This is a genomic window from Pseudarthrobacter sp. CCNWLW217 (assembly GCF_037203985.1).
Classification (GTDB): domain Bacteria; phylum Actinomycetota; class Actinomycetes; order Actinomycetales; family Micrococcaceae; genus Arthrobacter.
Genome location: NZ_JBBCBT010000012.1, coordinates 46,827 through 73,275, shown reverse-complemented (window position 1 = coordinate 73,275; position 26,449 = coordinate 46,827). Strand labels below are relative to the sequence as shown.

General features: G+C 68.6%; 20 protein-coding genes and 2 pseudogenes. 2 read left to right on the top strand and 20 right to left on the bottom strand.

Going from position 1 to position 26,449, the window contains the following annotated elements:
* Positions 1 to 17: 17 nt before the first annotated feature.
* From V9L18_RS14790 to V9L18_RS14720, 15 genes and pseudogenes are all read right to left on the bottom strand, one after another.
* Complete coding sequence (locus V9L18_RS14790) at positions 18 to 812, bottom strand: ABC transporter permease (RefSeq protein ID WP_337347925.1); 795 nt, start codon at positions 810 to 812, stop codon at positions 18 to 20.
* Positions 809 to 1,645 carry an ABC transporter permease gene (locus V9L18_RS14785; RefSeq protein ID WP_337347924.1) on the bottom strand — a complete coding sequence of 279 codons (837 nt, stop codon included), beginning with the start codon at positions 1,643 to 1,645 and terminating at the stop codon, positions 809 to 811. Before V9L18_RS14785 ends, V9L18_RS14790 begins: the two co-directional genes overlap by 4 nt.
* The gene (locus tag V9L18_RS14780; protein WP_337347923.1) at positions 1,642 to 2,661 is read right to left on the bottom strand and encodes an ABC transporter substrate-binding protein; all 1,020 of its coding nucleotides are present in this window, start codon (positions 2,659 to 2,661) and stop codon (positions 1,642 to 1,644) included. Before V9L18_RS14780 ends, V9L18_RS14785 begins: the two co-directional genes overlap by 4 nt.
* A gap of 169 nt (positions 2,662 to 2,830) precedes the next feature.
* Positions 2,831 to 3,676, bottom strand: a pseudogene (locus V9L18_RS14775) (IS481 family transposase); the annotation flags it as partial.
* Between the two features lie 202 nt (positions 3,677 to 3,878).
* Positions 3,879 to 5,267 carry an aldehyde dehydrogenase family protein gene (locus V9L18_RS14770; RefSeq protein ID WP_337347922.1) on the bottom strand — a complete coding sequence of 463 codons (1,389 nt, stop codon included), beginning with the start codon at positions 5,265 to 5,267 and terminating at the stop codon, positions 3,879 to 3,881.
* Complete coding sequence (locus V9L18_RS14765) at positions 5,260 to 7,080, bottom strand: ABC transporter ATP-binding protein (RefSeq protein ID WP_337347921.1); 1,821 nt, start codon at positions 7,078 to 7,080, stop codon at positions 5,260 to 5,262. Before V9L18_RS14765 ends, V9L18_RS14770 begins: the two co-directional genes overlap by 8 nt.
* Positions 7,073 to 7,966: an ABC transporter permease gene (locus V9L18_RS14760; protein ID WP_337347920.1), complete on the bottom strand. Its 894-nt coding sequence runs from the start codon at positions 7,964 to 7,966 to the stop codon at positions 7,073 to 7,075. The genes V9L18_RS14765 and V9L18_RS14760 overlap by 8 nt, the downstream gene beginning before the upstream one ends.
* A gap of 3 nt (positions 7,967 to 7,969) precedes the next feature.
* A complete protein-coding gene (locus V9L18_RS14755) occupies positions 7,970 to 8,989 on the bottom strand; it encodes an ABC transporter permease (RefSeq protein WP_337347919.1) in 1,020 nt (339 codons plus the stop codon).
* A gap of 1 nt (position 8,990) precedes the next feature.
* The gene (locus tag V9L18_RS14750) at positions 8,991 to 10,568 is read right to left on the bottom strand and encodes an ABC transporter substrate-binding protein (RefSeq protein ID WP_337347918.1); all 1,578 of its coding nucleotides are present in this window, start codon (positions 10,566 to 10,568) and stop codon (positions 8,991 to 8,993) included.
* A gap of 60 nt (positions 10,569 to 10,628) precedes the next feature.
* Entirely contained in the window at positions 10,629 to 11,855 is a 1,227-nt protein-coding gene (locus V9L18_RS14745; RefSeq protein WP_337347917.1) for a M24 family metallopeptidase, read from the bottom strand.
* A gap of 124 nt (positions 11,856 to 11,979) precedes the next feature.
* Positions 11,980 to 13,113, bottom strand: coding sequence for an ABC transporter ATP-binding protein (locus V9L18_RS14740; RefSeq protein WP_337347916.1), 1,134 nt, complete (start codon positions 13,111 to 13,113; stop codon positions 11,980 to 11,982).
* Positions 13,106 to 13,975: an ABC transporter permease gene (locus tag V9L18_RS14735; protein ID WP_337347915.1), complete on the bottom strand. Its 870-nt coding sequence runs from the start codon at positions 13,973 to 13,975 to the stop codon at positions 13,106 to 13,108. The genes V9L18_RS14740 and V9L18_RS14735 overlap by 8 nt, the downstream gene beginning before the upstream one ends.
* A gap of 5 nt (positions 13,976 to 13,980) precedes the next feature.
* Positions 13,981 to 14,805 carry an ABC transporter permease gene (locus tag V9L18_RS14730; RefSeq protein ID WP_337347914.1) on the bottom strand — a complete coding sequence of 275 codons (825 nt, stop codon included), beginning with the start codon at positions 14,803 to 14,805 and terminating at the stop codon, positions 13,981 to 13,983.
* A gap of 90 nt (positions 14,806 to 14,895) precedes the next feature.
* Positions 14,896 to 16,104, bottom strand: a complete 1,209-nt coding sequence (locus tag V9L18_RS14725) for an ABC transporter substrate-binding protein (protein WP_337347913.1) — start codon at positions 16,102 to 16,104, stop codon at positions 14,896 to 14,898.
* A gap of 124 nt (positions 16,105 to 16,228) precedes the next feature.
* On the bottom strand, positions 16,229 to 17,467 hold the full coding sequence (locus V9L18_RS14720; protein WP_337347912.1) for an ABC transporter substrate-binding protein: 1,239 nt from the start codon (positions 17,465 to 17,467) through the stop codon (positions 16,229 to 16,231).
* Between the two features lie 148 nt (positions 17,468 to 17,615).
* Here V9L18_RS14720 and V9L18_RS14715 point away from each other — a divergent pair, with 148 nt between their 5' ends.
* Positions 17,616 to 19,010 carry an aspartate aminotransferase family protein gene (locus tag V9L18_RS14715; protein ID WP_337347911.1) on the top strand — a complete coding sequence of 465 codons (1,395 nt, stop codon included), beginning with the start codon at positions 17,616 to 17,618 and terminating at the stop codon, positions 19,008 to 19,010.
* 383 nt (positions 19,011 to 19,393) lie between these two features.
* Positions 19,394 to 19,573 (top strand): annotated as a pseudogene (locus V9L18_RS22075) (IS30 family transposase); the annotation flags it as partial.
* A gap of 78 nt (positions 19,574 to 19,651) precedes the next feature.
* Here the strand turns inward: V9L18_RS22075 and V9L18_RS14710 are convergent.
* From V9L18_RS14710 to V9L18_RS14690, 5 genes are all read right to left on the bottom strand, one after another.
* The gene (locus tag V9L18_RS14710; protein ID WP_337347910.1) at positions 19,652 to 20,866 is read right to left on the bottom strand and encodes a M24 family metallopeptidase; all 1,215 of its coding nucleotides are present in this window, start codon (positions 20,864 to 20,866) and stop codon (positions 19,652 to 19,654) included.
* Positions 20,867 to 21,047: 181 nt separating this feature from the next.
* Positions 21,048 to 22,583 (bottom strand): PucR family transcriptional regulator, encoded by a 1,536-nt coding sequence (locus V9L18_RS14705; protein WP_337347909.1) that lies wholly within the window; start codon positions 22,581 to 22,583, stop codon positions 21,048 to 21,050.
* A 156-nt stretch (positions 22,584 to 22,739) separates the two neighbouring features.
* Entirely contained in the window at positions 22,740 to 23,678 is a 939-nt protein-coding gene (locus V9L18_RS14700) for a hypothetical protein (protein WP_337347908.1), read from the bottom strand.
* 37 nt (positions 23,679 to 23,715) lie between these two features.
* The gene (locus tag V9L18_RS14695) at positions 23,716 to 24,720 is read right to left on the bottom strand and encodes a C-terminal binding protein (RefSeq protein ID WP_337347907.1); all 1,005 of its coding nucleotides are present in this window, start codon (positions 24,718 to 24,720) and stop codon (positions 23,716 to 23,718) included.
* On the bottom strand, positions 24,713 to 26,449 hold the full coding sequence (locus tag V9L18_RS14690) for a hydantoinase B/oxoprolinase family protein (RefSeq protein WP_337347906.1): 1,737 nt from the start codon (positions 26,447 to 26,449) through the stop codon (positions 24,713 to 24,715). The genes V9L18_RS14695 and V9L18_RS14690 overlap by 8 nt, the downstream gene beginning before the upstream one ends.

Genomic DNA, 26,449 nt, shown 5'->3' with positions numbered 1-26,449 from the left:
CTCTCGTAGTTGGGGGGTTAGGCCGAGCGCCAGCGGGTCGCGTAGCGCTCGATGGGGCCGAGGAGCACAAGGTCGGCGATGACGAGCAGCAGGATGAACACCAGCACCCAGGCGAAGAACCCGTCGAGCTGATTGGCGTCGTACCAGTACCGGGACCGCCATCCGACACCGGAGGTGGACCCGAACCATTCCGCCAGCAGCAGACCGTTCCAGGCACTCATGATGGCGAACCGGACGGCCGCCACGGTGGAGCCAGCGACGGCGGGGCCCACGATGTGGCGCAGGATGTGCATTCGAGGGACGCCGAACGACCGTGCCATCAAGACCAGATCAGCTGGTACCGCGCGGGTAGCCTTGGCGATGTTGACGATGACGAACGGCAGCCCGGACAGGAACACCGTCACGACCGGCGTGAGCCATCCGAAGCCGAACCACATGGTGGTCAAGAGTGCCCAGATCACCGCGGGAATCGCCAGGGCGGCGGCGTTGAGATCGGAGAACGCCAGATCGGCCAGCTTCGACATGCCCATCAGCACGCCGATCACCGCACCCACCACCAGCGCTAGGACCAATCCAAAGACGAAGCGGTTCATGCTGATGGCCAGGTTGTGCCACAGTTCGCCGATCGCGGCCTCGGAGACCAGGCGCTCGACAGTTTGCACCGGTGACGGCACCCGGTTGCCGACGAGGACCGCGATCTGCCAGACCGCGAGGATGCTGAGCAGCGCGGCTGTGACGGCAATGGCAGACATGCCCTGGGTTTTCAGGTGACGCTGCCAGGCCGGCAGTTCGGTGGGAATGGTCACGGTCATGCGAGGTCCTTCCGCCATGCGAAGAAGCGAGTTTCAAGGTAGGCGAGACCGCGCTCGATGAGGATCATGGTGATGATGAAAAGTGTTGTCCAAGCCAGCATGTCGGCAACTTGGAACTCCTGGTAGGCCTTGCGGATCATGAAGCCAACTCCGTCGCTGGCCCCGAACACTTCAGTGAGCGCCTCGACCTTCCACGCCATCGCAAAGCCGTACCGCACTCCGGCGAAGACGAAGGTGGCCAACGCCGGCAAGTAGAGATGGCGGAGCACGTCTCGGCGGTTGCGGTTGAATGCCTCGCACATCGCCAGCAGGTTGCCGTCGACAGAGCGCACCCCCTCGGCGACGTTCATCGCGATGAACGGCAGCGCCACCAGCGCTGAGACCACGATGGGTCCGCCGGCGCCGACCCCGAAGATCAGCAACCCGAAGACCGCGTACGTCAGACCCGGCATGTTGCCGAGCACGAACAGTGGCAACGAGAAGTAGGAGGTCATGAATTTGCTTCTGCCCATGGCGAATCCGATTACTAGGCCGCCCACCATGGCGAACAAGAAACCGGCCGCGATCTTGGAAATGCTCGATGCGAAGTTGGTGAACGCCTCGCCGGACATGGTGATCTGAATGACATGCTCGAGCACCTCCGCCGGCCGCGGCAGGATCGGATCGTTGACCCAAGCGGCCACCGTCGCCCAGCCGCCGATCGCCATGATCAACGCGATGCCCGAGACCACCCACCGGCGTGGCCCGGTCGGTTGTCCCGGGTTCTTGCTCCACCGACCCCGGGGCGCCGGTTGTTCCGCCCCCGTTGCTGGCGGAGTGATCGTCTGGGTCACTGGTGCACTCCTTGAGTCGGCAGGAACTGCGGATCCTTGACGTCGTCGCCGATGATCCCGGTGCTGCGCATCAGGTCGAAGATCGAACTCTCGTCCTCTGCCCACTTCTGATCGAAGCGCACCTCGTTGACCACCCAGTCGTGTTCAGCCACATACTTTTTCATGAACTCGATGTCTTCGGGCGTGGCGACGGCGAAGTGCTGGGGATACATCTCGATCATCTCTTCACGATGTTTCTGCCATTCGGCGACGCCGCGGTCCCACAGATCCAGAAACGCCGACACTTCGTCAGGATGTTCGTCAACCCAGTCCTTGCGCGCCACGAACACGTTGCCCATGGGGCCGTCGTGGCCGGGTGCGTTGAGTTCGGCGAACAGGTCAGCCGAGGATTTCCCTTCGTAGAGCGGGCGCACCGAACCGTCACGCAGTTCACGGGCGGACAGATCGGGATAGCAGATGCAGGCATCGATCTCGCCACGCGCCAACAGATTCGACAGGTTCTGGATATCGGCGACCACGACTTCGAAGTCACCGTCAACCAGATTCATGTCGTGCATCTGTTTGATCAGGGCACTCCACACCAGCGTGCCCGAGACCGTGGTGAACACACCGAGTCGCTTGCCCCGTAGGTCTTCCGGGGATTGCGCCGGGTCGTCGGAGCGGACCAGGATGCGGCTGCGCTCGGCGTTGTAGCGGCCGATGATGACGGTCTCGCGCTGTGTCTGCTCCTCGAGATAGGGAACCTCGAAGGACGCGGTGGAGATGATGTCGGCGTGACCGCCGGCGAACAGCCCGAATTCGTCCCATGTGGCACTGGTTTCGATGCGGTAGCCCGTCTCGTCCTGCCACTCGTCGACCAAACCGGTGTCGTGCATGTAGTCCCAGATGGGGTCCGGCGCGAAGGTGAAGCGGACCTCGCCGTCTTGGGCCGCCCGCGCCGACGCCGGCCCGCCGAGCCCGGCCGCGCAGCCGGACGCGAAGACCGCCACTGCCCCTGCCGCTGCGACCAGTGCCACCGTCCGTCGTATGCGTGTGTGCCTGATGCGTCTCTGTTTGCGCACAGTCACCTCCTTTGGTTCCTGTGACGGCTGTCACCGTCTTACCCACCACGATGCATTACCGAGATCACCCCGAGCAATGTCTGATTACACACACACATAATTGACTTTATGTCGCGTCAGACACGCCGCCCGCACAAACACGGTGGACTTCGATCTGGAAGCGCTCGATCTTGCCGTTTGTTTGCTACGGACGGGTCTTCTTGACCTTGATGTTCAGTTCACTGCAGGTATCCCGCCAGAGGTGGGATTTGTAGGCCATCGAGCCGTTGTCGGAGAGGACCCGCTCGACGGTGACGCCGCGGGAAGCAAACCAGGACACAGCCCTTTTCAGGACGGCTACTGCGGTGGCGGCGGTTTCGTCGGCGTGGATCTCAGCGTAGGCGACCCGGGAGTGGTCGTCGATTACCGTGTGCACGTAGGCCGTGCCGATGTTGGGGTGACTGCGGCTACCGGTTCTGACGGGCGTCGTTGCACGGTTGCGGTGACCCAGTTGCTTGCCGACGTAGCGCCAGCCGCCCCCGTTCGGGATGTTGCCGAGTTTCTTCACGTCGACGTGGATCATCGCCCCAAGTTTGTCGTGCTCGTACCGGCGGATGACCTCTCCGGTGCGCTTATCCACGTGATGCAACCGGTTCAGCCGGCACCGCACAAGGACCGCGTGAACCGTCGAGGCAGGCAAAGCCAGCTTCGCTCCAATCGCGACCGGTCCCAGCCTTTGCTTCCAGCGCAGATGAACGACCTTGCGCACGACCTGCTGCGGGGTCCGGTTCGCCACCCGGTGCGGGCGCGAGGACCTGTCCGTCATGTCCGGCTCACCCATCGCGGCGTAGCGTTCAGACCAGCGCCTAGCGGTGGGCCAGGAGCAGTTGAACTGTTCGGCGGCCCGGGACACCGGCCATCCTTGCTCAATGATCAGACGCGCGACCCGCAGTCGTTGGCGTGGAGTCAAAGCGGCATTAGCGTGGGACATGAGGACCTCCTGGTCGCTACAGCGGTTGTCTAAGCAACTCCACTGTGCAACCGGAGGTCCTCACCCATGAGTCAACGACTCCAGCGAGTCATCACATTCACCCAACCAACGTCCCTGGGCAGTACAGCTAGAGGGCTCAAATGCAGGTCTTCGGCAGGAATGGCTGCGCCTCCAACTAAGAATCCGCCCGTACAGCCATAGCTCAGGTTTCGGCCAGGCGGCGGATCATCTTCCGCGCCGAGAACTCCTCGAGGCCGAACCGGCCGAGCTCGCGCCCCGTGCCCGAGCGCTTGACACCGCCGAACGGCCCGTCGATCGCCGACTGCGGCTCGCTGTTGATCCACACCATGCCGGTCTCGAGCTGCCCGGCGACCCGCCAGGCGCGCTTGGGGTCGCCCGAGAACACGGTGCCGCCGAGCCCGAAGTCGGCGTCGTTCGCGTGCGCGACGGCCGCGGCCTCGTCGGCTACCCGGTACACAACCGCGACCGGGCCGAACACCTCCTCGCGGAAGATGCGCGCCTCGGGCGTCACGTCGGTGAGGAGCGTCGGCTCGTAGTAGAAGCCGGGACGGGCGGGGGCGGCGCCGCCGACCCGCACGGTCGCGCCGTGCGCGACCGCGTCGGCGACCTGCGCCGCGACCTCGTCGCGAGCGGCTGCCGACGAGAGCGGCCCCATGTCCGTCCCGGGATCCATCGGATTGCCGATCGCGATCCCGGAGACCAGCCGCTCGAGCTCGGCGACGAAGCGGTGGTAAACCGCGTCGACCGCGATGAGCCGCTTCGACGAGGTGCAGGCCTGCCCGGCGTTGCCGAACCGCCCGCGCACCGCCGCCGCGGCGGCGGCGTCGACGTCGGCGTCGTCGAGCACGACGAACGCATCCGAACCGCCGAGCTCGAGCACGACCTTCTTCATAGCGCGGCCGGCCTGCGCCGCGATCTCCGCGCCGGCCCGCTCGGAGCCGGTGAGAGAGACGCCGTGCACGCGGGGGTCCGCGATGATCCGCGCGATCTGCCCGTGGCTCGCGTAGAGGTTGCGGTAGGCGCCCTCGGGGAAGCCAGCCTCGCGGAAGATCTCCTCCATAGCCGCGGCGGAGCTGCCGCAGATGGGGGCGTGCTTGAGCAGGATCGGGTTGCCGACGAGCAGGTTCGGCCCCGCGAACCGGGCCACCTGGTAGTACGGGAAGTTCCAGGGCATGATCCCGAGCAGCGGGCCGAGTGCCTCGGAGCGGATCACGCCGACGCCGCCGCCGTAGGGGTCGGCCATCTCCTCGTCGGCGAGGTGTGCGGGCCCGTGCTCGGCGTAGTAGCCGTAGATGTCGCCGCAATGGTCGGCCTCCCAGGCCGCCTCGCCGACGGGCTTGCCCATCTCGCGGACCACGAGCTCGCCGAGCTCCTGCGCGCGCTCCCGGTAGATCTCGGCGACCCGGCGCAGCAGCGCCGCCCGCCCCTCGAGGCCGATCTCGCGGAGCTCGCGCTGCGCGGCGGCCGCTGCGGCGAGCGCCCGCTCGATGTCGGCGTCGCTCGCCTCGGCGAAGCGGTCGAACTCCTCGCCGGTCGCCGGATTGATGGATACGTACCGCGTCTCAGACATGCGCTGACTCCGTTTCGAACTTGGGGACGTCGGCCAACAGGCGGACCGAGTAGGGGTGCTGCGGGTGGTCGAGCACCTCGGCGGCGGAGCCCTGCTCCACCACCTCGCCGTCGGCGACGACGAGCACCTGGTCTGCGATGCTGCGGACCACCCCGATGTTGTGGGTGATGAAGACGATCGCGAGGCCGCGCTCCCGCTGCAGGCGGCGCAGCATATCAATGATGCTGGCCTGCACGGAGACGTCGAGCGCGGAGGTGACCTCGTCGCAGATGAGCACCTCGGGCTCGGCCGCGATGGCGCGCGCGAGCGCCGCGCGTTGCCGCTCGCCGCCGGACAGCTGCTCGGGGTACCGGTTCAGGAAGCGCTCGGGCAGCGACACCGAGGCCATCGCCTCGAGGGTCCTGGCCTGGCGCTCCGCGCGGCCGAGGCCCGTGAACTGCCGCAGCGGCTGCTCGATGCTCTGCCGGATCGTGCGGCGCGGGTTGAGCGACTCGTACGGGTTCTGGAACACGTACTGGATCCGGCGCAGGGTCTCGCGGTCGCGCCCCCGCACGCCGGCGGCGATCGGCGCGCCGTCGAGCGCGACCGTGCCGGTCCAGTTCGAGTGCGCACCGGCGAGGCTGCGCGCGAGCGTGGTCTTTCCGCTGCCCGACTCACCGACGATCGCGGTGCACTCGCGCGGACGCGCATCGAAGCTCACGCCGTGCACGACCTCGGTCTGCCCGTAGCGGATCCGCATGTCGGAGACGGCGAGCCGCACGGGCTCGCCGGTGCGCGCCTTGAGCGTGATCACCGGGCGGCGGTCCGGCGTGAGGCCGAGGTTCTCGGGATCCTCCGCCCGGATGCAGCGCACGAGCACCCCGTCGCGCGCCCGCCGCAGTTCCGGCACCGTGGCGCGGCAGGCGTCGACCACGAGCGCGCAGCGGGGCGCGAACGCGCAGCCAGCCGGTCGCGCGTCCGGCGCCGGCGGGTAGCCGGGCACGCCCTCGAGCACCTCGGCCTCGGTCGGCGACGGGATCGCCTTGAGCAGGGCGCGGGTGTAGGGGTGAGTGGGGCGCTCGAGCACGCACGCCGTCGGCCCGAGCTCCACGATCCGGCCCGAGTACATGACGGCGGTCTCGGCCGCCACGTTCGAGACGACCGCGAGGTCGTGGCTCACGTAGATGCCGGCGACGCCGTAGCTCGCGCAGAGCTCCCGGATCGTCTCGAGGATCACCTTCTGCGTCGTCACGTCGAGGCCGGTGGTCGGCTCGTCGAGCACGATGCCCGTCGGCCGGTTGGCGAAGGCCATCGCGATGCCGACGCGCTGCTGCTGGCCGCCCGAGAGCTGGTGCGGGTACTTGCGCAGCAGATCCGGCACGGCGTTCAAGCGCACCTCGGCCAGCATCTGCTCGAGCCGCTCCCGCTGCTCGGCCGACAGCGAGCGCAGGCCGCGGCCGTCGTTCAGCACCTCCGCGAGCTGGCGGCCGATCGTGAGCGCGGGGTTCAGCGCGCTCGCCGGATCCTGGGGCACGTAGGAGATCTCGCGCCCGCGGAGGCGGCGCAGCCGCTCCGGGCTCGTCGCGCGCACGTCCGCTCCGCCGACCCGGATCGTCCCGTCGGCGATCTGTAGGCCTCGGCGCACGAAGCCGAGCAGCGCGAGCGCCGCGGTCGTCTTGCCGGAGCCGGACTCCCCCACCAGACCGAGCATCTCGCCCGCGCGCACCCGGAAAGACACGTCCTCGATGATGTCGACGTCGTCGAGGACCGTGCTCACGCGCAGCCCCTCGACCTCGAGGGCGAAGCCGCCCCGCTCGATCCTCGACTCAGGCATCGCTCGCCTCCCGAACGGTCTCTGCGGCGCCGGCGCTGCCCTCGGCGTCCGCGTCGGCACGGGCGCGGCGGGAGCGGCGCACCCCGACCGCGACCTCGGCGAACGCGTCGGTCAGCAGGTTGAAGCCGATCGTCAGGCAGCCGATCAGCAGCACCGGGACGACGACGCTCCAGGGGTTCACGATGAGCCCCATGCGGTTCTCGTTGATCATTATGCCCCAGCTCGGGGCGGGCGGCGCCTGGCCGAAGCCGAGGAACGCGAGCGACGAGATGATGACGAGCGAGTAGGTGATTCGGAGCCCGAGCTCGACCATCAGCGGGCTCGTCAGGTTCGGCAGGATCTCCAGCACGATGGTGCGCCACCGGGGCTGCCCGGTCAACTCGGCCGCGCGCACGAAGTCCCGCTCCGAGACGTTCAGGGTCGCGGAGCGCATCACGCGCGCGACCTGCGGCGCGTGGCCGACGGCCACCGCGAGCACAATGAGCCAGGTGTTCACGCCGGCGATGCTCATGAGCAACAGCGCGAGCACAAGCGCGGGGAACGAGAGCAGCACGTCGACGAGCCGCATGATGGTCCCGTCCCAGGCCCCCCTGAGATAGCCGGCCGCGATGCCTGCGAGCGCGCCGACGAGCACGCCCACCCCGCCGGCAGCGAACGCCGTCAGTAGCAGCTGCCAGCCACCGTCGAGCCCGCGGCTGAGCACGTCGCGGCCCAGCACGTCGGTGCCCCACGGCGCGTCCGGCCCGGGCCCGGAGAACGGGATGTCGACGAAGGCGGCCGGGTCGTGCGGCGCGAACACCGGGCCGAGCGCGGCGACGAGCACGACGAGCGCCGTGAGCACGAGGCCCACGATCCCGCGCGGGGTGCGGATGGTGTCGAAGAACACGGGCTACCTCCCGATCCTGCGCCGCGGGCTCGCGAGCAGCGCGAGCACGTCGGACACGATGTTGATGACAATGTAGAAGCCGGCGAGCAGCAGCGCGATGAGCTGGATCACCGGCAGGTCGCGCTGGTTCACCGCCTCCACGAAGCCGTACCCGAGGCCCGGGTAGGCGAACAGGTACTCGACCACGACCGCGCCGCCCGCGAGGAACGCGAACGACAGCGCGATCGCCTGCACGATAGGCGCGAGGGCGTTCGGCAGGGCGTGCACCCACAGGATGGTGCGCGGGCGGAGCCCCTTGAGCCGCCCCATCTGCACGTACTCGCTCTCGAGCGCCTCGACCATCGCCCCGCGCATCATGCGGAAGGTGTACGGGGTGTTCGCGAGCACGAGGGTCGCGATCGGCAGGATCAGCGCCTGGGGCTTCTCCCACGGCCACAGGTTTGCCGGGATGAGGGCGACCGCGGGGAACCACTGCACGACGATGGTCGAGAACAGCATCACGAGCACGATGCCGATCACGAACTCGGGCAGGGCGGCCACGGACAGCCAGCCGACGGACAGCGCGTAGTCGCCCGCCCGACCGCGGCGCCTGGCCGCGACCGCGCCGAGCCAGACCCCGAGCAGGGTGCTGATGACACCCGCCGCGAGCACCAGAACGGCCGAGTTCACGAGCCGCGGCTCGACCGTGTCCCAGACCGGGAGGCCCGAGGTGAGCGAGTTCCCAAGGTCCCCGCGGAGCACTCCGCCGATCCAGCTCGCGTACTGCTCGGGCAGGCTCCGGTCGAGCCCGAGCCGGTGCGAGACCTCCGCGAGCCGCTCGCCCGTCGCGTCGCGGCCGGCGATCGCGAGGGCCGCGTTGCCCGGGAGCACGTTGGTCGCGAGGAAGATCACGGCGGAGACCACCCAGAGGGTGAGGATCCCGAGCCCGATGCGGCTCGCGAGCATGGCGAGTACCGGGTGACGGCGCGATCCGCCGCCGGCCTTCGCGCGGACCGCGATGGCCCTGGTCGTCGTCCCGGTCATCTCACACCCCCACCGTCACGCCACGGAAGTCGTAGCAGCCGAGCGACATGCCCGTCCGCGAGCGCTTCAGGCCGGAGACGTTCTTGCGTACCGCGTCGATGGTCGGCGCGAACAGCGACAGGATCATGGGTCCGTCCGCGTTTTCGAGCCGCACCATCTCGTGCACGATCCGCTCCCTGGCCGAGCGGTCGACCGTGCGCAGCGCCTCGGTGTGCAGCTCCTGGAACCGGGCGTTCCGCCACTGGGTCGTGTTGTAGCCGGCGTCGGAGTCGTAGCTCATCGAGATCTGCTGCAGGTACGGATTGTAGTAGAACCAGTCGACCGAGAAGGGCCACTTGCCGTAGTCGGCGTAGAACGTCGAGATGTCGAGCTTCTTGAGCGTGATGTCGAAGCCACCCTCGCGCGCCTGCTCGGCGAACACCGTGGCCTGCTCGATCGCGCCGCTGAACACGTCGGCGACCGTGAGCTCGAGCGACAGGCGGTCGTGCCCCGCCTCCCGCAGCAGCTCGCGCGAGCGCCGCAGATCTTGGGTTCGCTGCGCCATCCGCCGGTCGTACATGGGATCCCAGATCGAGGGCACGTCGTTGCCGATGGTCCCGCGGCCGCTGTAGACGGCCTTCCGCATCTGCTCGCGATCGGCGCACAGCCGCAGCGCCGCGCGCACCCGGCCGTCGTCGAACGGCTTGACCGTAGTCAGCATGGTGAGCGCCGCCCAGGATCCCGCCTCGTCCTCGACCGAGAGCCGCACCTCGTTCTGCGCCTGGATGAGGCGCATCGAACCGGCGGTGAGGCCCGCGACCGCGTCGACCTGCCCGTTAATCACGGCGTTCACCTGCGCCTGCTCGTCGGCGAAGTTCAGGATGTGCAGCTGGTCGATCTTCGACGCGCCCTGCCAGTAGTCGGCGAACGGCTCGAAGACGCTCTCCTTGCCCGGCGTGAACGACTTCAGCTTGAACGGGCCGGCCCCGACCGGCTTCCGCGGGTCGAAGTCCTCCGGCACGACGGCGAAGGTCATGTACTGGCCGAGGGTGTCGCTCAGGATCACGCTCGGGCGCAGCATGGGCACCCGCACGGTCAGCTTGTCGACCCTGGCGAGGCCCTTCATATCAATCGCGGAGAGCAGCGGGGCCGACGGGCTCGGCTTCTTCGGGTCGACGATGCCGCGGAGCGTCGCGATGACGTCGTCGGCCGTCACGTCCTTGCCGTTGTGGAACGTCAACCCGTCCTTGAGCCGGAACGTCCATTCCATGCCGTCGGTGCGCTGCACCATCTCCTGGGCGAGCTGGTTCGACATCGTCGCGTCGGGGTTGATCTGCCCGAGCGAGTCAAACAGGTTGATCGTGCGCGCCGTGTCGATGTCCGACTGGATCCGGTGCGGGTCGAGCACGTCGGCGCTGCTGCCGCCGCGGACCCCGACGCGGAACGCGCCGCCGGTTCCCGCGTCGATCGGCCCGCGCGAGAGGCGCGGGTCGGAGCAGCCGCTCAGGCTGGCCCCGAATCCGATCGCCGAGATCCCGACACCGAACGCGCGGAGCACGCCGCGGCGCGTCCAGCCCCCTCCGGGCCACCGCCCGGTCATCCGAGCCCCCATGCTTGCTCCACTTCGCTGTGTCGTTCCTCTGCCTCGCCGCCCACGGCCTCAGCGCCGCAGCAGCTCACGTCCGGTGCCGAGCGTCAGCAGCTCGCACCCGGACTCGGTGACCACGATGCTCTCGCTGAAACCGATGCCCTCGCCGCCCGGAACCCACGGATTGATGGCGAGGTGGAAGGTCATGCCGGGCTCGAGCACGCGCTCGCCGCCGAGTTCAATGTACACGGGGTTCTCGGTCCAGGTCGGCTGGAAGCCCATGCCGATGGCGTAGCCGTATCCCCCGTGGAAGAACGCGTCGGGCACCTGCTTCCACACCGGCACCGCGAGCCGCGCGATGTCATCGCCGGTGCGCCCCGGCTTGATCGCCGCGAACAGGATATCGAGGACCTCGAGGGTCGCGACGCTGAGCGCCTCGACCTGCTTCGACGGCCTGCCGATCACGGCGGAGCGCATGATCGGGGCGTTGTAGCGCCACACGGTCCCGGTCATCTCGAGGAACACGGGATCGCCAGCGCGCAGGATGTTGTTGCGGTAGGGCAGGTGGGGCATCAGCCCGGTCCGCTCGCCCGTCGCCACGATGGGATCGATCGACATGGCGTTGCTGCCGGCGCGCGTGGCGAACGCGTACGCCTCGGCCGCGACTTCGTTCTCGCTCACGCCCTCGGCCGCGACGCCGAGCGCGTGCAGCGCGGCCTCGGTGCTGATCCTGCCGGCCGCGCGCATCATGTCGAGCTCCGCGGCGCTCTTGATGAGGCGCAGCTCCATCACCTCACCGGCGACGTCGACGACCTCGAGACCCGTCAGCAGGCTCGTGAGCTCCTGATAGGTGGCGACGTCGGTGCCGCTCGGTCCGAAGTTCTCGGGGCTCGACAGCTCCATGCCGATCTTAGCCGACGACAGCCCGCGCTCCTGCAGCAGCTGCACCATCGCGCCGGCGGCGCTCGCCACGTCGGTCCACGGGAAGACGATGAGGTCGTCGACTATGCTGTGCCGCAGGATCGTGCCGACCTCCGGCTCGGCGCACTGTATCACCAGGTCGCCGTCGGCCGTGACGAGCGCCGCGAGGTAGGTCGGCGGCATGCACGTGTCGGCCCCGGTCACGTACCCGATCGACGGCGTGGTCGTGAGCAGCAGCGCGTCGAGCCCGAGATCGTTCGCGGTCCGGATCGCGCGCTGCACCCGGCCCTCGTACTCCTCGCGGGGAAACGCGAGCTCCTTCTCGATGCCCTGCTCGCGGAGCCGGCGGTAGACGTAGGAGTCGAATGCGTTGGACACGTTGTGCCTCTTTCTGTTCGTTCGTTGATTCTGGCGTTCCGCCGGTCGAGCGAGCCCGCGAGCCGGAATCAGGGCCGCCGGTTCCGACTCGTCGCTGCGCTCCTCGCTCAACCGGCGGAGGTCCTCAGTCGATTCTGTGCACGCCGGCCGCTGGGAAGCGCACCCGCAGCCGGCCGCTAGCCGTCACGATCGAATCGCGGGCCATCTCGCGCACGGTCAGCAAGTGGTCGGTGCGCTCGACCCGCACCCGGTGTACCCAGTAGAAGCCGTGGTACGTGCTGTCGACGGTCTCGACGGGCAGGCTCGGACCGGCAGGATCGGCGGCGTCGATCGCCCCGCCTGCACCGACCCGGTCGCCCGCGTACAGCACCAGATCCTCCGGGCGGAACACGCATTCGACCGTGCCGGCGCCGGACTTCGGCTCCGCGTCGAGCCCGAACGTCAGCCCTTCCCAGTGCGCGATCGGCGCCGCACCGGCGTCGGGCGTGCAGGTGAGGATGTTGATGTCGCCGATGAAACGGGCCGCGAAGCCGCCCTTGGGCCGGCGGTAGAGCTCGGCCGGGGCGCCCAGCTGCACGATCTCGCCCGCCTCCATGAGCGCGATCCGCGTCGAGAGCGACATCGCCTCCTCCTGGTCGTGCGTGACGTACAGGAACGTCGTCCCGGTCTCCGCATGGATCCTAGCCAGCTGCTTCTGAAGGTCGGCCCGCACCGCCCGGTCGAGGGCAGAGAGCGGCTCGTCGAGCAGCAGCACCGACGGCGCAGGGGCGAGCGCCCGCGCGAGTGCGACGCGCTGCGCCTGGCCGCCGCTGATCTCGTTGGTCATCTTCCGCCCGGCGTTGGGCAGGCTCACGAGCTCGAGCATCTCGGCGACCCTCGCCGCGATCCGCTTCCGGTCCCAGCCCTTGAGCTTCAGCCCGTAGCCGACGTTCTCGGCGACCGTCATGTGCGGGAACAGCGCGTAGCGCTGGAACACCATGTTCGAGGGCCGGCGCTCGGGCGGCAGGTCGGTGACGTCCTGGCCGCGGACGAGGATCCTGCCCTCGTCCTGGCTCACGAAGCCCGCGATCATGCGCAGCAGGGTCGACTTGCCGCAACCGCTCGGGCCGAGCAGCGAGAGGAACTCGCCCTCCTCGACCGTCAGGTCGAGCGACGGGATCGCGGTGAAGTCGCCGTAGCTCTTCTTGAGGCCGCGGATCTCGATCGCGGGCGCGGCGCCCGCAGCGGCCCCCGCGGCCGCCTGCGTCGAATCAGACATGTGTGTTCTCCTGTTCCATCACGAGGATCAGCTCCGTCGCGGTCGTTCCCGGAGCGGGCACCGGGGCCTCCTCGAGTTCGAGCGCCTGAGCCGCCTTCCGGCTCGACCGCTGCACCATCAGCCAGCCGAAGATGCCGACGAGCAGCATCAGCACCAGGATGGTCACTGCGACCACGTTGATCGAGGGGTCGATCGTGCGGCGCATCTTGCCCCACACGAGGATCGGCAGGGTCGGGGTGGAGCCGACCACAAAGTTGGTGACCGCGAACTCCTCGATGGAGAACGCGAATGCGATCATCGCCGCGCCGACGAGCGAGCGCCAGATGGCCGGCAGGCGGACGTGCAGGAACGCCTGCAGCGCGTTGCCGCCGAGATCCCGCGCCGCCTCCTCGGTCAGCACGTCGAAGCGCTCGAACGCGGAGTCGAGCACGGCCCAGCAGATGGGGGCCGTCAGCAGCACGTGCGCGACGAGCACGAGCCAGAGCGAGAGGTCGAGGCCGAAGTCGCCGGCGCTCACGAGCATCGAGACGCCGATGAAGACGGGGGCGACGACGAGCGGCAGCATCGCGATCGCGCGGAACACGCCCTTGCCCCGCATCTTGCGGCTCGTGGCGAGCGCCGCGAGCAGGCCGATCAGCGCCGAGAGCACCGCGGTCGCCGCGCCGACCCTGAGGCTCGCGAACAGCGCCGAGCGGAACCGCTCGTCGCCGAAGACGTTCCCCACCCAGCGCAGGCTCGGGCCGGTGAAGGGCAGCGTCGTGTTCGACGAGCCCTGGAAGGCGAACAGGAAGACGACGATGATCGGCGCCAGCAGGTAGACGATGAGCACGCCGACCGCGAACCAGCCGACCGCGCTGCGCATGGCCCTCATCCCGCCACCGCCTTCGGAATCAGGCCGATCCCCCTGGCGGCGAACCAGACCAGACCGATGATCGCCCCGAACAGCAGCATCGAGAGGAACGCGATCGCCGCGCCCTGGCCGGCGTTGCCGCCGCTCACGAGTGCCGTGTAAATGACCGAGCCCACCATCTGCGTGCGCGGCCCGCCGACGAGCTGCGGGATCACGTAGTCCGAGGCGCTTAGCAGGAAGATCAGGATGAAGGCCTGGAACATCGAACGCCCGGCCATCGGTACGACGATTCCGCGGTAGGTCCGGAATCGGCTCGCGCCGAGATCCCGAGCGGCCTCGATCTCGTCGGCGCCGACGCCTCCGAGGCCCGCGGAGATGAGCAGCGCGGCGTACGGCAGGTAGATCGAGCCGAGCGCGACGAAGATCGCGAACGGCGAGAACAGCAGGCCGCCGAGCGGCTCCTTGACGATGCCGAGGCCCATCAGTGCGGTGTTGATCACGCCGGAGTCGCCGAGAAGGGTGCGCCACGCGTAGATGCGCACGAGGTAGCCGCCGATCAGCGCGACGAGCAGCGCCGAGAAGATGACCGGAGCCGAAGCCGGCCGGGTGAAGCGCATGAAGTGCGCGAGCCAGTAGCCGAGCACCACCGTCACGAGCGCGGTCATCAGGCCGATGAACACCGAGGTTTGCACGGCCGACCAGAACACGGGGTCGCCGAGCAACTCGGTGTAGTTCGCCAGGCTGAACGTCGTCTCGAGCTGGTAGATGCTGCTCGACTGGAACGACTTCCACAGCCCCATGCCCGCCGGCACGAACAGCACGGCGACGATCAGCGCCGTCATCGGCAGGACCAGGAGGACCTGCCTCGCGCCGCCTCCCGGCGCGCCTATAAGTCTCTTCATCAGTACGTCTCCGTCACCGGCCCTCGGCCGTCAGGCCTTGACCTTCTCCCAGAGGTCGAGCCAGTCCTGGCGGGTGACGTAGTCGCCCTCCTTAGTGAGCGGCGCAGCCTTGATGAACAGCAGCTTCTCCTTGATGAGCTCGTCGAGCTTGTCGGGATCGAAGGTGAGGTTCTTCTCGCCCTTCAGCACCTCGGCGGCGTTCGCCACCACGGGACCGGCCGCGAGGTCGGTCGCGACGTAGCGCTGCATCTCGGGCGACAGGAACTCATTGATGTAGGCGGCCGCCGTGCCCTTGTTCGGGGCGCCGCGCGGGATCGCGAACGAGTCGACGACGCCCATCACCTTCTCCTTGGGGTAGGCCGAGCGCACGTCGACGCCCTTCTCCTTCGCCCGCAGGTCGAGCGCGCTCCACCCGCAGAAACCGGCGTAGGCCTCGCCCGAGACGAGCAGTTCGAGCATGTCGCCGTAGCTCGGCGCGACCGTTCTGGCCTGATCGACGAGCTTGCGCAGGAAGCCGCCGACCTCATCGAGCTGCGCGCTGGTCAGCTTCGAGGGATCCTGGTGGCCGAGCGCGAGCGCGCCCGTCGCGACGTTGGCGAGCGCGTCGTCGATGAGGGTGATGCGCCCCTTGAGCTTCGGGTCGAGCAGGTCGTGCCAGCTCCCGATTGCGTCCATTTTGTCCGCGCGATAGTTGCACGGGTTCGCGCCCCAGATGAACGGGATGGCGCTCAGCGAGCCGTCCGGCTGCGTGAACATGTCGGCGAACACCGGGCGGATCAGGTGCCCGTTCGGGAACCAGCTCTGCTCGACGTAGTACGGGATCTTGAGGTCCACGTAGCTGTTGCCCTCGAGCAGGGCGAGCTCGACCGCGTCGATGCTCCTCGAGCCCGCACCCTTCAGCATGGCGGTCGCCTCCTGCTGCGAGTTGATCGACTGGAACTGGAGCTGGACGCCGTTCGCCGCGAGCCAGGGCTTGATCGCGGCGCCGCCCTCGAAGCCCTCGTAGGTCGCGACGCCGAGGTCGCCGCCGACCTTCCCGAGATCCTTGATGGAGGTGATCTTGGGGTCGACGCTGCCGCCGGCGGCCGTGCCTCCGCCGGTGCTGCACGCGGCGAGCAGGCTGCTGACGGCCACGCCGGCGCCGACGCCCGCGACGCCGCGCAGGAACTGCTTCCGGCTGAGGTCGGGGGTTCCTGACAGGAACGACGCGTACGCGGTGGGTGGCTTCTGGCGGTGCATGGTGACTCCTGTTCATCGAGATGGCTTTCAAGTTATAGCTTGGGGCGCTCGTCGGTCTTCAGACAAAGCGCACAACCTCCGCCCGTACCCCCGTACCGATGGATGGGGCGAATCCTGACCCCCGTCAGGCCTTGACCCGCTCCCAGAGATCTAGCCAGGCCTGGCGGTCGACGTAGCCGTCCTTCGCCTGGAGCGGAGCCGCCTCGATAAAGAGCAGCTTCTCCTTGAACAGCTGGTCCAGATTGTTCGGGTCGAACACCAGACCCTCCTCGCCCTTCAGCACCTCGGCCGAGTCCGTGCGCACGGATCCTCCGCCGAGCGCGGTCGCGACGTAGCGCTGCATCTCGGGCTCGATGAACTGGTTGATGAAGGCCGCGGCCGTGCCGGGGTTCGACGCCGTCGTCGGGATCAGGTGCGCGTCGACCGTGCCCATCACCTTCTCCTTCGGGTAGGCAGAGCGCACGACCGCGTTCTGCTGGGCCGCGAACACGTCCATCGCACTCCAGCCGCTGAACGTCGCGTAGACCTCGCCCGAAGTGAGCAGCTGCAGCATGTCGCCGTAGCTCGGCGCGATCGTGCGGGCCTGGCCCACGAGGCCGCGCAGGAAGTCGCCAACCTCCTTCAGCTGGGCCGGCGTCAGCTTCGAGGTGTCCTCGTGACCGAGCGCGAGGGCGGCCGTCGACACGTTCGAGAGCGCGTCGTCGATGAGGGTGATCCGGTTCTTGAACTTCGAGTCGAGCAGGTCATGCCAGCTCTGGATCGTCTCGACCCTGTCGGGCCGGTAGTTGCACGGGCTGGCGCCGAACATGAACGGGATCGCGCTCACCGAGCCGTCGGGCTGTCTGAAGAGATCCGTGAACTCCGATCGGATCAGGTGCCCGTTCGGGAACCAGTCGAGCTCCAGGAAGCACGGGATCTTCAGGTCGACGTAGCTGTTGCCCTCGAGCGGCGAGTACTCGACGACGTCGAGCGTCTTGGCCCCCGCACCCTTGAGCTTCGCCGTGACCTCCTGCTGGGAGTTGATAGCCTGGAACTGCAGGGTCACCTTGTTCTTCGCGAGCCAGGGCTTGATCGCGTCGCCGCCCTGCAGGCCGTCGAAGGTCGCGACGCCGAGGTCCCCACCGACCTTCCCGAGGTCGGCGATCGAGCGGATCTTCGCGTCTGGCGTCTCAGAGCCCCTGTCGCCGCACGCCGTGAGCAGGCTGCTGACCGCGATCCCGGCGCCGACGCCCGCGACCCCGCGTAGGAACTGCTTGCGGCTGATGTCGGGCGCGGCCGCCCTCGACACGAACGACGCGTAGGCGGTGGGCGGCTTGAGACGATGCATGTCGAGCTCCTGTTCCTCTTCGTTGAGTGCTTCCACAGCATGCTAAGCGGGCGGTGTTCGGCACTCTTCAGACAAAGAGCAGAACCTCTCGTGCCGTCCCCCATCCGTCGGTACGGATCGGGCGGCGGAGGTTCAGCGCTTTGTCTGAAGACGGCCCGCTTCGCGGATCCATAACATGACTCACATGTCATTCGATCCAACAGCGGCGGTGGACGCCGCGAAACTCCAGGCCACGGCGCGGAAGCACCTCTGGCCGTCGTTCACCAACCAGCAGGTGCTCGACGACGGTATCCCCGTCATCACGCGCGCCGAGGGGCACTACCTCTACGAGGCCTCGGGGCGGCGCATCATCGACGGGCTCTCCGGCCTCTTCGTGGTGAACGCCGGCCACGGCCGCGAGCGCATCATCGAGGCCGCCGCCGCGCAGCTGCGGCAGCTCGACTTCATGCCGCTGTGGTCGTACGCCCACCCCGCGGCGATCGAGCTCTCGGAGCGCCTCTCCTCCTACGCCCCGGGCCGGATGAACAAGGTGTTCTTCACCTCGGGCGGCGGCGAGGCCGTCGAGTCGGCGTTCAAGCTCGCGAAGCAGTTCTGGAAGATCCAGGGCAGGCCGATGAAGCACAAGGTGCTGTCGCGCGCGACCTCGTACCACGGCACCTCGCACGGCGCGCTGGCCATCACGGGGATCCCGGGCCTCAAGGCGATGTACGAGCCGCTCGTGCCCGGCGCGCACCGCGTGCCGAACACGAACTTCTACCGCGCGGCCGAGATGGGCGCCCCCGCCGACGACCTCGAGGCCTTCGGCCAGTGGGCGGCGAACCGCATCGAGGAGGCGATCCTCTTCGAGGGGCCCGAGACGGTCGCCGCGGTGTTCCTCGAGCCGGTGCAGAACTCGGGCGGTTGCTTCACCGCGCCCCCCAGCTACTTCGCCAGCGTGCGCGAGATCTGCGACCGCTACGACGTGCTGCTCGTCAGCGACGAGGTCATCTGCGCCTACGGCCGCATCGGTGACTTCTTCGCGGCGAAGGCGCTCGGCTACGAGCCCGACATCATCACCTCGGCGAAAGGCATCACCTCGGGCTACGTGCCACTCGGCGCCATGCTCGTGAGCGACCGAGTCTCCGAGCCGTTCGCTACGGTCGAGAACACGTTCTACCACGGCTTCACCTTCGCCGGTCACCCGGCAGCCGCGTCCGCTGCGCTTGCGAACCTCGACATCTTCGAGGAGGAGGACCTCAACGGCCGGGTGCGCGAGAACAGCCCGCTGTTCCGGGCAGAGCTCGAGAAGCTGCTCGACCTCGACATCGTCGGCGACGTGCGCGGCGACGGCTACTTCTTCGCGATCGAGCTCGTGAAGAACAAGGCGACCCGCGAGACCTTCACCGACGAAGAGTCGGACCGGCTGCTCCGCGTGATTCTGAACCCCGCGCTGTACGAGGCCGGTCTGCACTGCCGCGGCGACGACCGCGGCAACCCGGTGATCCAGCTCGCGCCGCCGCTCACCATGGGGCCGGCCGACTTTGCCGAGATGGGCGGGATCCTGCGCTCCGCGATCAAAGAGACCATGGCGAAGCTTTGACGCGGGGCGCCCGCCGGGCGGACGACGAACGGCCCACTGGGCTATTTGGGTTCTAGCGGTCGTTGCAACACCCAGAATTTTTGGGAGTTGCAACGACCGTGTCTCGTTAAGCGGTGTTTCGTCAGGTCCGAATCGGTCTGACCATGACAAGAAGCAGGCGTTCTTCGCGGGCTTTTGGTCGCCTCAGGAGCACGACGGCGGCAGCCAGGGAACTCGGGCTCAACACATGCGCTGGCTGGGTGAGAAGGGCCGGCTTAAGGAGCCAGGGGATCCCTGGTACCGGATCGCACCCGGGAAAAAAGTTCTTCCGGCTGCGTAAATCGGGCCTGTCCCGGAGTGAAGCATCGAGGTCTGTGGGCGTGAAACATTCGCACAGCCAGGACTGGGACCAAGGAATCCGGAAGTCATCAAATCTACGCGTCTACCCCGACGGACCAGTAGTCGAGTACAACCAGGGAGTGCCCGAAGACCTCGAACACGTCGCTCAGAAGCTCAACGGCCGCCCACGCAAGACGCTCGGCTGGAAAACTCCAGCCGAGCGTTTACGTGATTTACTACTAACCCCTAACCAACAGGTGTTGCAACGACGCCTAGAAACCGCCTCTCGAGGGGGCCGTTCTTGTTCCGGCGGACGCTCGCGACTAGCGGATCACGAGCTCGCGGTGCCTGCCGGGGGTCAGTACCTCGCAGCCGGTCTCGGTGACGGCGACGCTCTCGCTGAAGCCGACGCCGTGCAGGCCGGGCACGAAGATACAAATCGGCAGGTGGAAGGTCATGCCGGGCTGCAGCACCCGCTCGGCGCCCTCGTAGATGTATGTCGGCGACTCCGTCCAGGTGGGCTGCATGCCGAGGCCGATCGAGTAGCCAAGCACGCCGTGGAACCAGGCTTCGTTGAGCGCGGGCCGCAGGTGCTTCATCGCGATCTGCGCGATGTCGTCGCCCGTCTTGCCCGGCTTGATGTTCTCGATGAGCGCGTCGAGGGTGTCGAGCGAGGCGTCGGCGATCTTGCGCACCTGCCGCGGGGGCTGCCCGATCACCGCGGCGCGCTGCATGGGCGCGTTGTAGCGGTTGTGGGTGCCCGTGTACTCGAAGAACACGGTGTCGCCGGCATTGATCTGCTCCCGCTTGAACACCATGTGAGGGCCGAGGCCGGCCCGGGATCCCGCCATGATCATGCCGTCGATCGAGGGCAGCTCGCTGCCGTTCGCGATCATCGCCTGGTAGCCCGCCGCGACGATCACGTTATCCGTAGTGCCGGCGTGCGTGGCGTCGAGCGACGCCTCGATGCCGAGCATGGTCAGCTCGCCCGCCTTGCGCATCTGCGCGAGCTCGAGCGGCGTCTTCACGACCCGCAGGTCGAGCACGAGCTCGGTCGTGTCGACGAACGTCGCCCGGGGCAGCTTGCTCGTGAGCATGAGGTAGCTGCGGGTGTCGTAGGCGCCGATTGCGAAGGTGTCGGAGTAGCCCAGCTCGATGCCGATGGTCTTGCCGTCGTAGCCGCGCTCGAGCAGCACGTCGGCGAGCTGCTCGGCCGTCGTCGTGTCGTTGTTCGTGTCGTAGACCTCGATGTCCTCGACGATCGAGTTGCGCAGCACGCAGGGCACCTCGAGCTCGGCCGTGTGCGTCGCCGGCGCGCCCTCGAGCGGCAGCAGGCCGACGCCGTAGCACGACGGCATCGTGCTGTCGTAGCCCGTCAGCCAGCACCAGCTCGCCGTCTGGTGCACGATCAGCAGGTCGATCCCGCGCTTGCGCATCTCGCCGCGCACGGCGGCGATCCGGCGCTCGTACTCTGCAACCGGGAACGGAAGGTCCCGCCGCACGCCGTAGCGCAGCAGCCCGGTCTTGAAATCCAACATTTGCTTCTTCCTTTCGAGAGGTGGCCTGCCCTTAAAGCTAGGCGCGGCGCAGGATGCGGATCGTCAGCCAAACGCAAGAACTTCGGCCGCCCGCCCCAGACAAGCGACCGGGGCGGGCCGCGGACCCGGGCGCGGGGCTGGCTACTCGCGGGGTCGGCGGCGGGACGCGGCAGGCGCAGCTTCAGCGCGAGCGGCGCGGCAGGCGCAGCTGCTGACGCAGCTTCAGCGCGAGCAGGAGGTCGAGCATGTCCGGGCCGTTGCGCAGGTTGCGCCCGGTCAACTGCTGGATCCGGTCGATGCGGTAGGCCAGCGTCTGCCGGTGCACGTGCAGCTCCTCGGCGGTCGGGCCGGGGCGGCCGCCGTGCCGCAGGTAGACCTCGAGCGTCTCGAAGAACGCCTCGTTCCGCTCGGTGTCAGTCATCTCGCCGAAGGTCTGCGCGAGGAACGCCTCGACGCCATTCGCCGTCGCGATCTGGCCGATGAGGGCGTCGATCGCCAGCGTGCCACCCTGGGCGACGCCGCGCCGCCCGTCGAGCGCCGCGGTGCGTGCCTCGAAGACGGACTCATCGAGCCGCTGCAGCCCGTCGCGCGTCTCACTGCGCCCGACCGTCGCCTCCCAGCCGCGCGCCCGCAGCACGTTCCACAGCGTCTCGGCCGCGGCCGGCTGCGGGTCGACGAGGAGCACCACGAGCTGATCCTCGACCCAGCCGATGTACTGCTGCGCGCCGAGGCCGACGGCGAGATCTTCGACGTTCGACACCAGGTCGCCGGGATCCCTGGTGCCCTCCGCGAGCTGCCGGCACGAGAGCACCTGGTGCGTCGCGATCTCCCGAATCCCCATCGCCGAGAACTCGACTGCGGCCGCCTCGTCGTCGAGCTTGTGCTCGACGACCGCCGTGAGCAGCTGCCCTACGCGCGCGCGGCGCTCCTCGCGCACCGAGGTCAGCTGTGCGAGCACGAGCCCGAGCACCGTGAGCCCCTGCTCCATCACGAGCACGTAACGCTCGTCCGGCTCCTCGCTCGTGATGCTCACGAGGAACGCGACCGTCTCGTCCTTCCCTGGGATCGGCACGACCGAGTAGTGGTTGCCGTTCTCGGGGTAGCTGATGGACGACCGCGCCGGCCAGTGCGCCCGCACGTGGCCCCACATGGCGCGCGCGTCCTCCTCGTAGACGCCCGACCACGCGAGCGGCCGCCCGTAGTAGTCGAAGAGCGCGAGCTTCGGCCGGTGCAGCGCCCCGCCGATGAGCTGCAGGATGTGCCGCGGATCCTGCTGCTCGACGACGAGCGGCAGGAGCTTGCGGTTCAAGCTGATGGCATCGCGCAATGCCGCGTACTTCTCGCGGTAGACCGCGTCGAAGACCGCCCGGGTGATGGCGATGAACGGCAGCGCCTCCGGCACCCGGAAGACCGGAAAGTCGTAGCGCCTCGCCGTCTCGATGAGCCCCTCGGGGATCTCGTCGTGGTGGATCCCGACGCCGTAGCCGATGGCCGTGCAGTTGGAGTCGACGAGGTGGCGCACGTAGGCGTCCCAGTCGAAGCCCTCGTGCTGGTCCCTGCCCGTGATGAGCAGCACTTCGTCGCCCGTGAGCCAGGGATCCCCCGCCATCACCTCGCCGACGTGGCTCCACTTGACGGGCCGGTTCAGGGTCGCCGGGCTGCCAGAGACCCGGACGAGTCCGAGGCTATGCAGCGCGTAGAGGTCGCCGAGTCTCATGCCTGCTGTCCGAGCATTGCGTTCTCCTTCGGGCGCACGTGCACCCTCAAATCCTCCATCGTAACATGCCGATTCGGTCCGCGCCTAGCCGAATGCTGGCCGCGGACCGAATCGGGGCGGCGATGCGGCTCGTGTCCGTCTCCTGATGTCCCTCGGTTACAGCACCGGCTGCGGGATGCCGAGGTCCTCGGCACCCGCCTGCGAGGCCACGGCCTCCGGGTAGTAGCGGTCGATCACGCGCTTGATCGTCTCGAGACGGTGCACCTTCTCGAGCGCGGCGTTGACCGCCTCCTGCTCGAGGTGGATGCCCGAGGGGTAGAGATCCGGCGCGTTGCGGAGCCCGACCTTGATCACGACCGGGGCCGCGACGCGGATGATCTCCGGGATCTCGTAGGTGCGGATGAAGCCGCCGAACGAGTCCGGCGCCTCGACGTACAGGTCGATCGGCACGTCGACCGCCGCACGGATCGCGGCCAGCTGGGGCAGCGAGAGCGCGGTCGGCACGTTCAGCGAGTCGACGCCGATCTCCTCGGCCTCGAGCGCCGAGAGCGGGTTCGAGCCGAGGCCGGCCATGGCCGACGCCTTCATCACGAGGTCGGCGGGCACGATGCCTCGCTTGCGGCCTTCGTTCAGCACGCGGATCACGCCGCGGTCCGCGATGGTGAGGCCGCGGACGCCGAGCTCGAGGCCGCGGGCCACGTCCTCGAGCACGTGCACCACCCGGTCCATGCCCTCGGCCTGGTAGGCGAGGTTGTGCATGGTACTGGTGAAGTGGCTCGGCGACGGGGTCCACGTGCCGCGGGGCCCGGGGAACGAACTGAGCTCGACTCCGGCCGAGCGGCACGCGTCGAGCATGCGCACGAGCTCGACGTCGGTGCTCATCTGCAGGCCGGAGCCTTGGCTCAGGCGGTGGGCGGTGAGCCCGGCCTTGGCGAGCGCCTCGAGCGAGGCGTCGACCGCGGCCGGCCCCTCGATGCTGGCCAGCTCGACGCGGTACTGTGCCCCGTCCTTGAAGCGCTTCTGGCTGCTCGGCAGATCGTACGCGTCTCCGCTGACGTATCCGAGCTCCTTGAGGAGGCTGCGGGCCTCAAACATCTGTCTCTCCCTACTGCTTGGCGGCCCCGGGCGGGGCCTACTGCTTGGTGGTCGCCGGCTCGGCGACCCGGTTGACGGAATGGAACGGGGCGCCCGTCCTGATGAACGCCACGACGTTGCGGGCCACGGTCTCCCGCAGCTCCATGTACGCCTCCTCCGAGTAGAAGGCGACGTGCGGCGTGGTCACGGTGCCCGGCGCCGAGAGGATCGGGTCGTCGAAGGACGGCGGCTCGTTCGCGATGACGTCGAGGCCGGCGATCACGCGACCGGACTCCAGGTGCGTCCGCAGCGCGGCCTCGTCGATGACGGCGCCGCGCGATGTGTTGACGAGTCGGAGGCCCGGGCGGGCCCGCGACAGCACCTCGTCGTTCACCATGTTCCGGGTCTCGGGGGTCAGGGGCACGTGCAGCGACACCGCGTCGGAGCGCTCGAAGAGCTCGCCGACGGTCGCCACCGGGGTCGCGCCCTCCGCCTGGATGAACTCGGCGCTCAGCACCGGGTCGTAGGCGAGGATCCCGTAGCCGAGCGCCCGGCCGATCCGCGCGACCTCGCGCGCGGTCCTGCCGTAGCCGACGAGCCCGAGCGTGCGCGTCGAGATCCGGTGCAGCGTGTACTCGGTGTGGTAGCTCCAGCGGTGATCCTCGCGGTACTGCCGCTCGTAGGGGACGATGGCCCGCTCGAGCGAGAGCAGCAGCGCGACCGCGTGGTAGGCCACCTCCTCCGTGCAGTACGTGGGCGCGTTAGCGACGAAGATGCCGCGCGCGGTGGCCGCCTCGACGTCGATGCGGTTCACCCCGATCCCGTAGTGCGAGATCACGCCGCACTTCTCGCCGAGCTGCGCGATCCGGTCGGGACCGAGGTCCGTGTACTGGTTGCACACGGCGTCGGCCCTGGCGGCGACCTCGGCGAAGCCGTCGAGGTCGCCGTTCAGGTCGATGACTTCGGCGTCGATCTCCGCGAGGATCGCGCGCTCGATGGCCAGGTCGTCGTGCTCGCGGTCCGTGAACACAACCACCGGGCGGGTGCCGGCCGACTCAGGCATCGCCGGATCCCCCGCGCTCGGCCGAGATCTCGAGCACCGCGTGCGACTCGGGGTCGAACTTCACGCCGTACGACTCCCAGGCCGCGGCCACCGAGACGCTGCCGTTCGCTACGTCCTCGACCACACGTTCGACGGGACGCTTCAGCGGGTCGCCGTAGCCGCCGGAGCCCGGGGTGTCGACCGCGAAGACGTCGCCCTTCTGCAGGGCGAAGCCGGTCTGCTTCTGGTAGAGCTTGCTGCGCTCCCCGTCGCGCACGAGCCACTTGTCGCCGGCCGCACCGGAGCCGCCGCCCTCGAGGCCCTGCGGGCGGTGCTCCTCGCCGTCGGAGCGGAGCGTGAGCGCCTGGCCGTCGGCGGTGATCTCGTAGACCCGTCGGAACGCGAGGCCGCCGCGGTGGGTTCCGGGGCCGCCGGAGTCCGGGATCAGGCTGTACTCCGAGAACCGCATCGGGTACTCGATCTCGGCCGCCTCGACCGGCACGTTCATGACGTTGCCGACGTAATCGTCGACCGCGTCGAGCCCGTCCTTGTTCGGGCGGGCGCCGATGGGGCCGCCGAGCAGGTCGAAGTAGACGCCGAAGCGATCGGTCTCGGGGTTGACGCCCGAGATGGACAGCGCGGTGGTGTGCGCGTTCGACTGCGCGGGGATCCGACCGGGCAGCGCCTTTGCGAAGGCCGAGAGCAGCACGTCGGAGGCGCGCATCACCGTGATGTGGCGGGCGCCGCACGGGGCGGGGAACTCGGGGTTCACCGCGCTGCCGAGGGGCGTGAGCACCGTCACCGGGCGGAACGCGCCCTCGTTCTGCGGGATGTCGGGATCGGTCACGCACTTCGTGATGAGGAACGCGGCCGCGCTGATCGCCGCGGGGACCGCGTTGAACGGGCCGCGGCACTGCGGCGAGGTGCCGGCGAAGTCGAACACCATGTCACTGCCCTTCACCTTCACCGTGCAGCGCAGCCAGACCTTGGTCTCGCGGTCGATGCCGTCCTCGTCGAGGTAGCCCTCGGCGAAGTACTCGCCGTCGGGGATCTCCTCGATGCAGGCGCGCAGGCGGCGCTCCGTGTACTCGAGGCGGTCCTGGGCGACCTGGGTCACGACGTCGGTGCCGTAGCGGGCGCAGAGCTCCTGCACGCGGCGCAGGCCGGTCTTGTTCGCGGCGAGCTGCGCGCGCAGGTCGCCGAACAGCTTGTCGGCCTGACGGGTGTTGGTGCGCAGCAGGTCGACGAGGGTGTCGTTGAGCTCGCCGTTCCGTTCGTAGATGAGCGGCGGGAGGCGCACGCCTTCCTGGTAGATCTCGGTCACGTCGTTGCCGATCGAGCCGGGCGCGCGGCCGCCCACGTCGAGGTGGTGCGCGACCGTGACCGAGAAGGCCACTGGCTCGCCCTCGAAGTAGACGGGGGTGAAGAGCGCGATGTCGGGCAGGTGGCTGCCGCCCGCGTAGGGGTCGTTGAAGATGATCGAGTCGCCATCGCGCATCTTTTCGAGCGGGAACTTCCCGCCGAGCACCGAGCGCAGTGCCCCGCCGGCGAAGCCGAGGTGGGCCGGGATCGACTCGGACTGCGCGATGAGCTGGCCGGTGACGTCGTAGAGCGCCGCCGAGCAGTCGGCCGCCTCGCGGATCACGACCGAGTAGGCCGAGCGCTGGAGCGTCGCCTGCATCTCCTCCGTGATCGCGACGAGCGCCGCGTGCACGACTTCGGTGGTGACGGTGTCGATGATGTTCGTCAC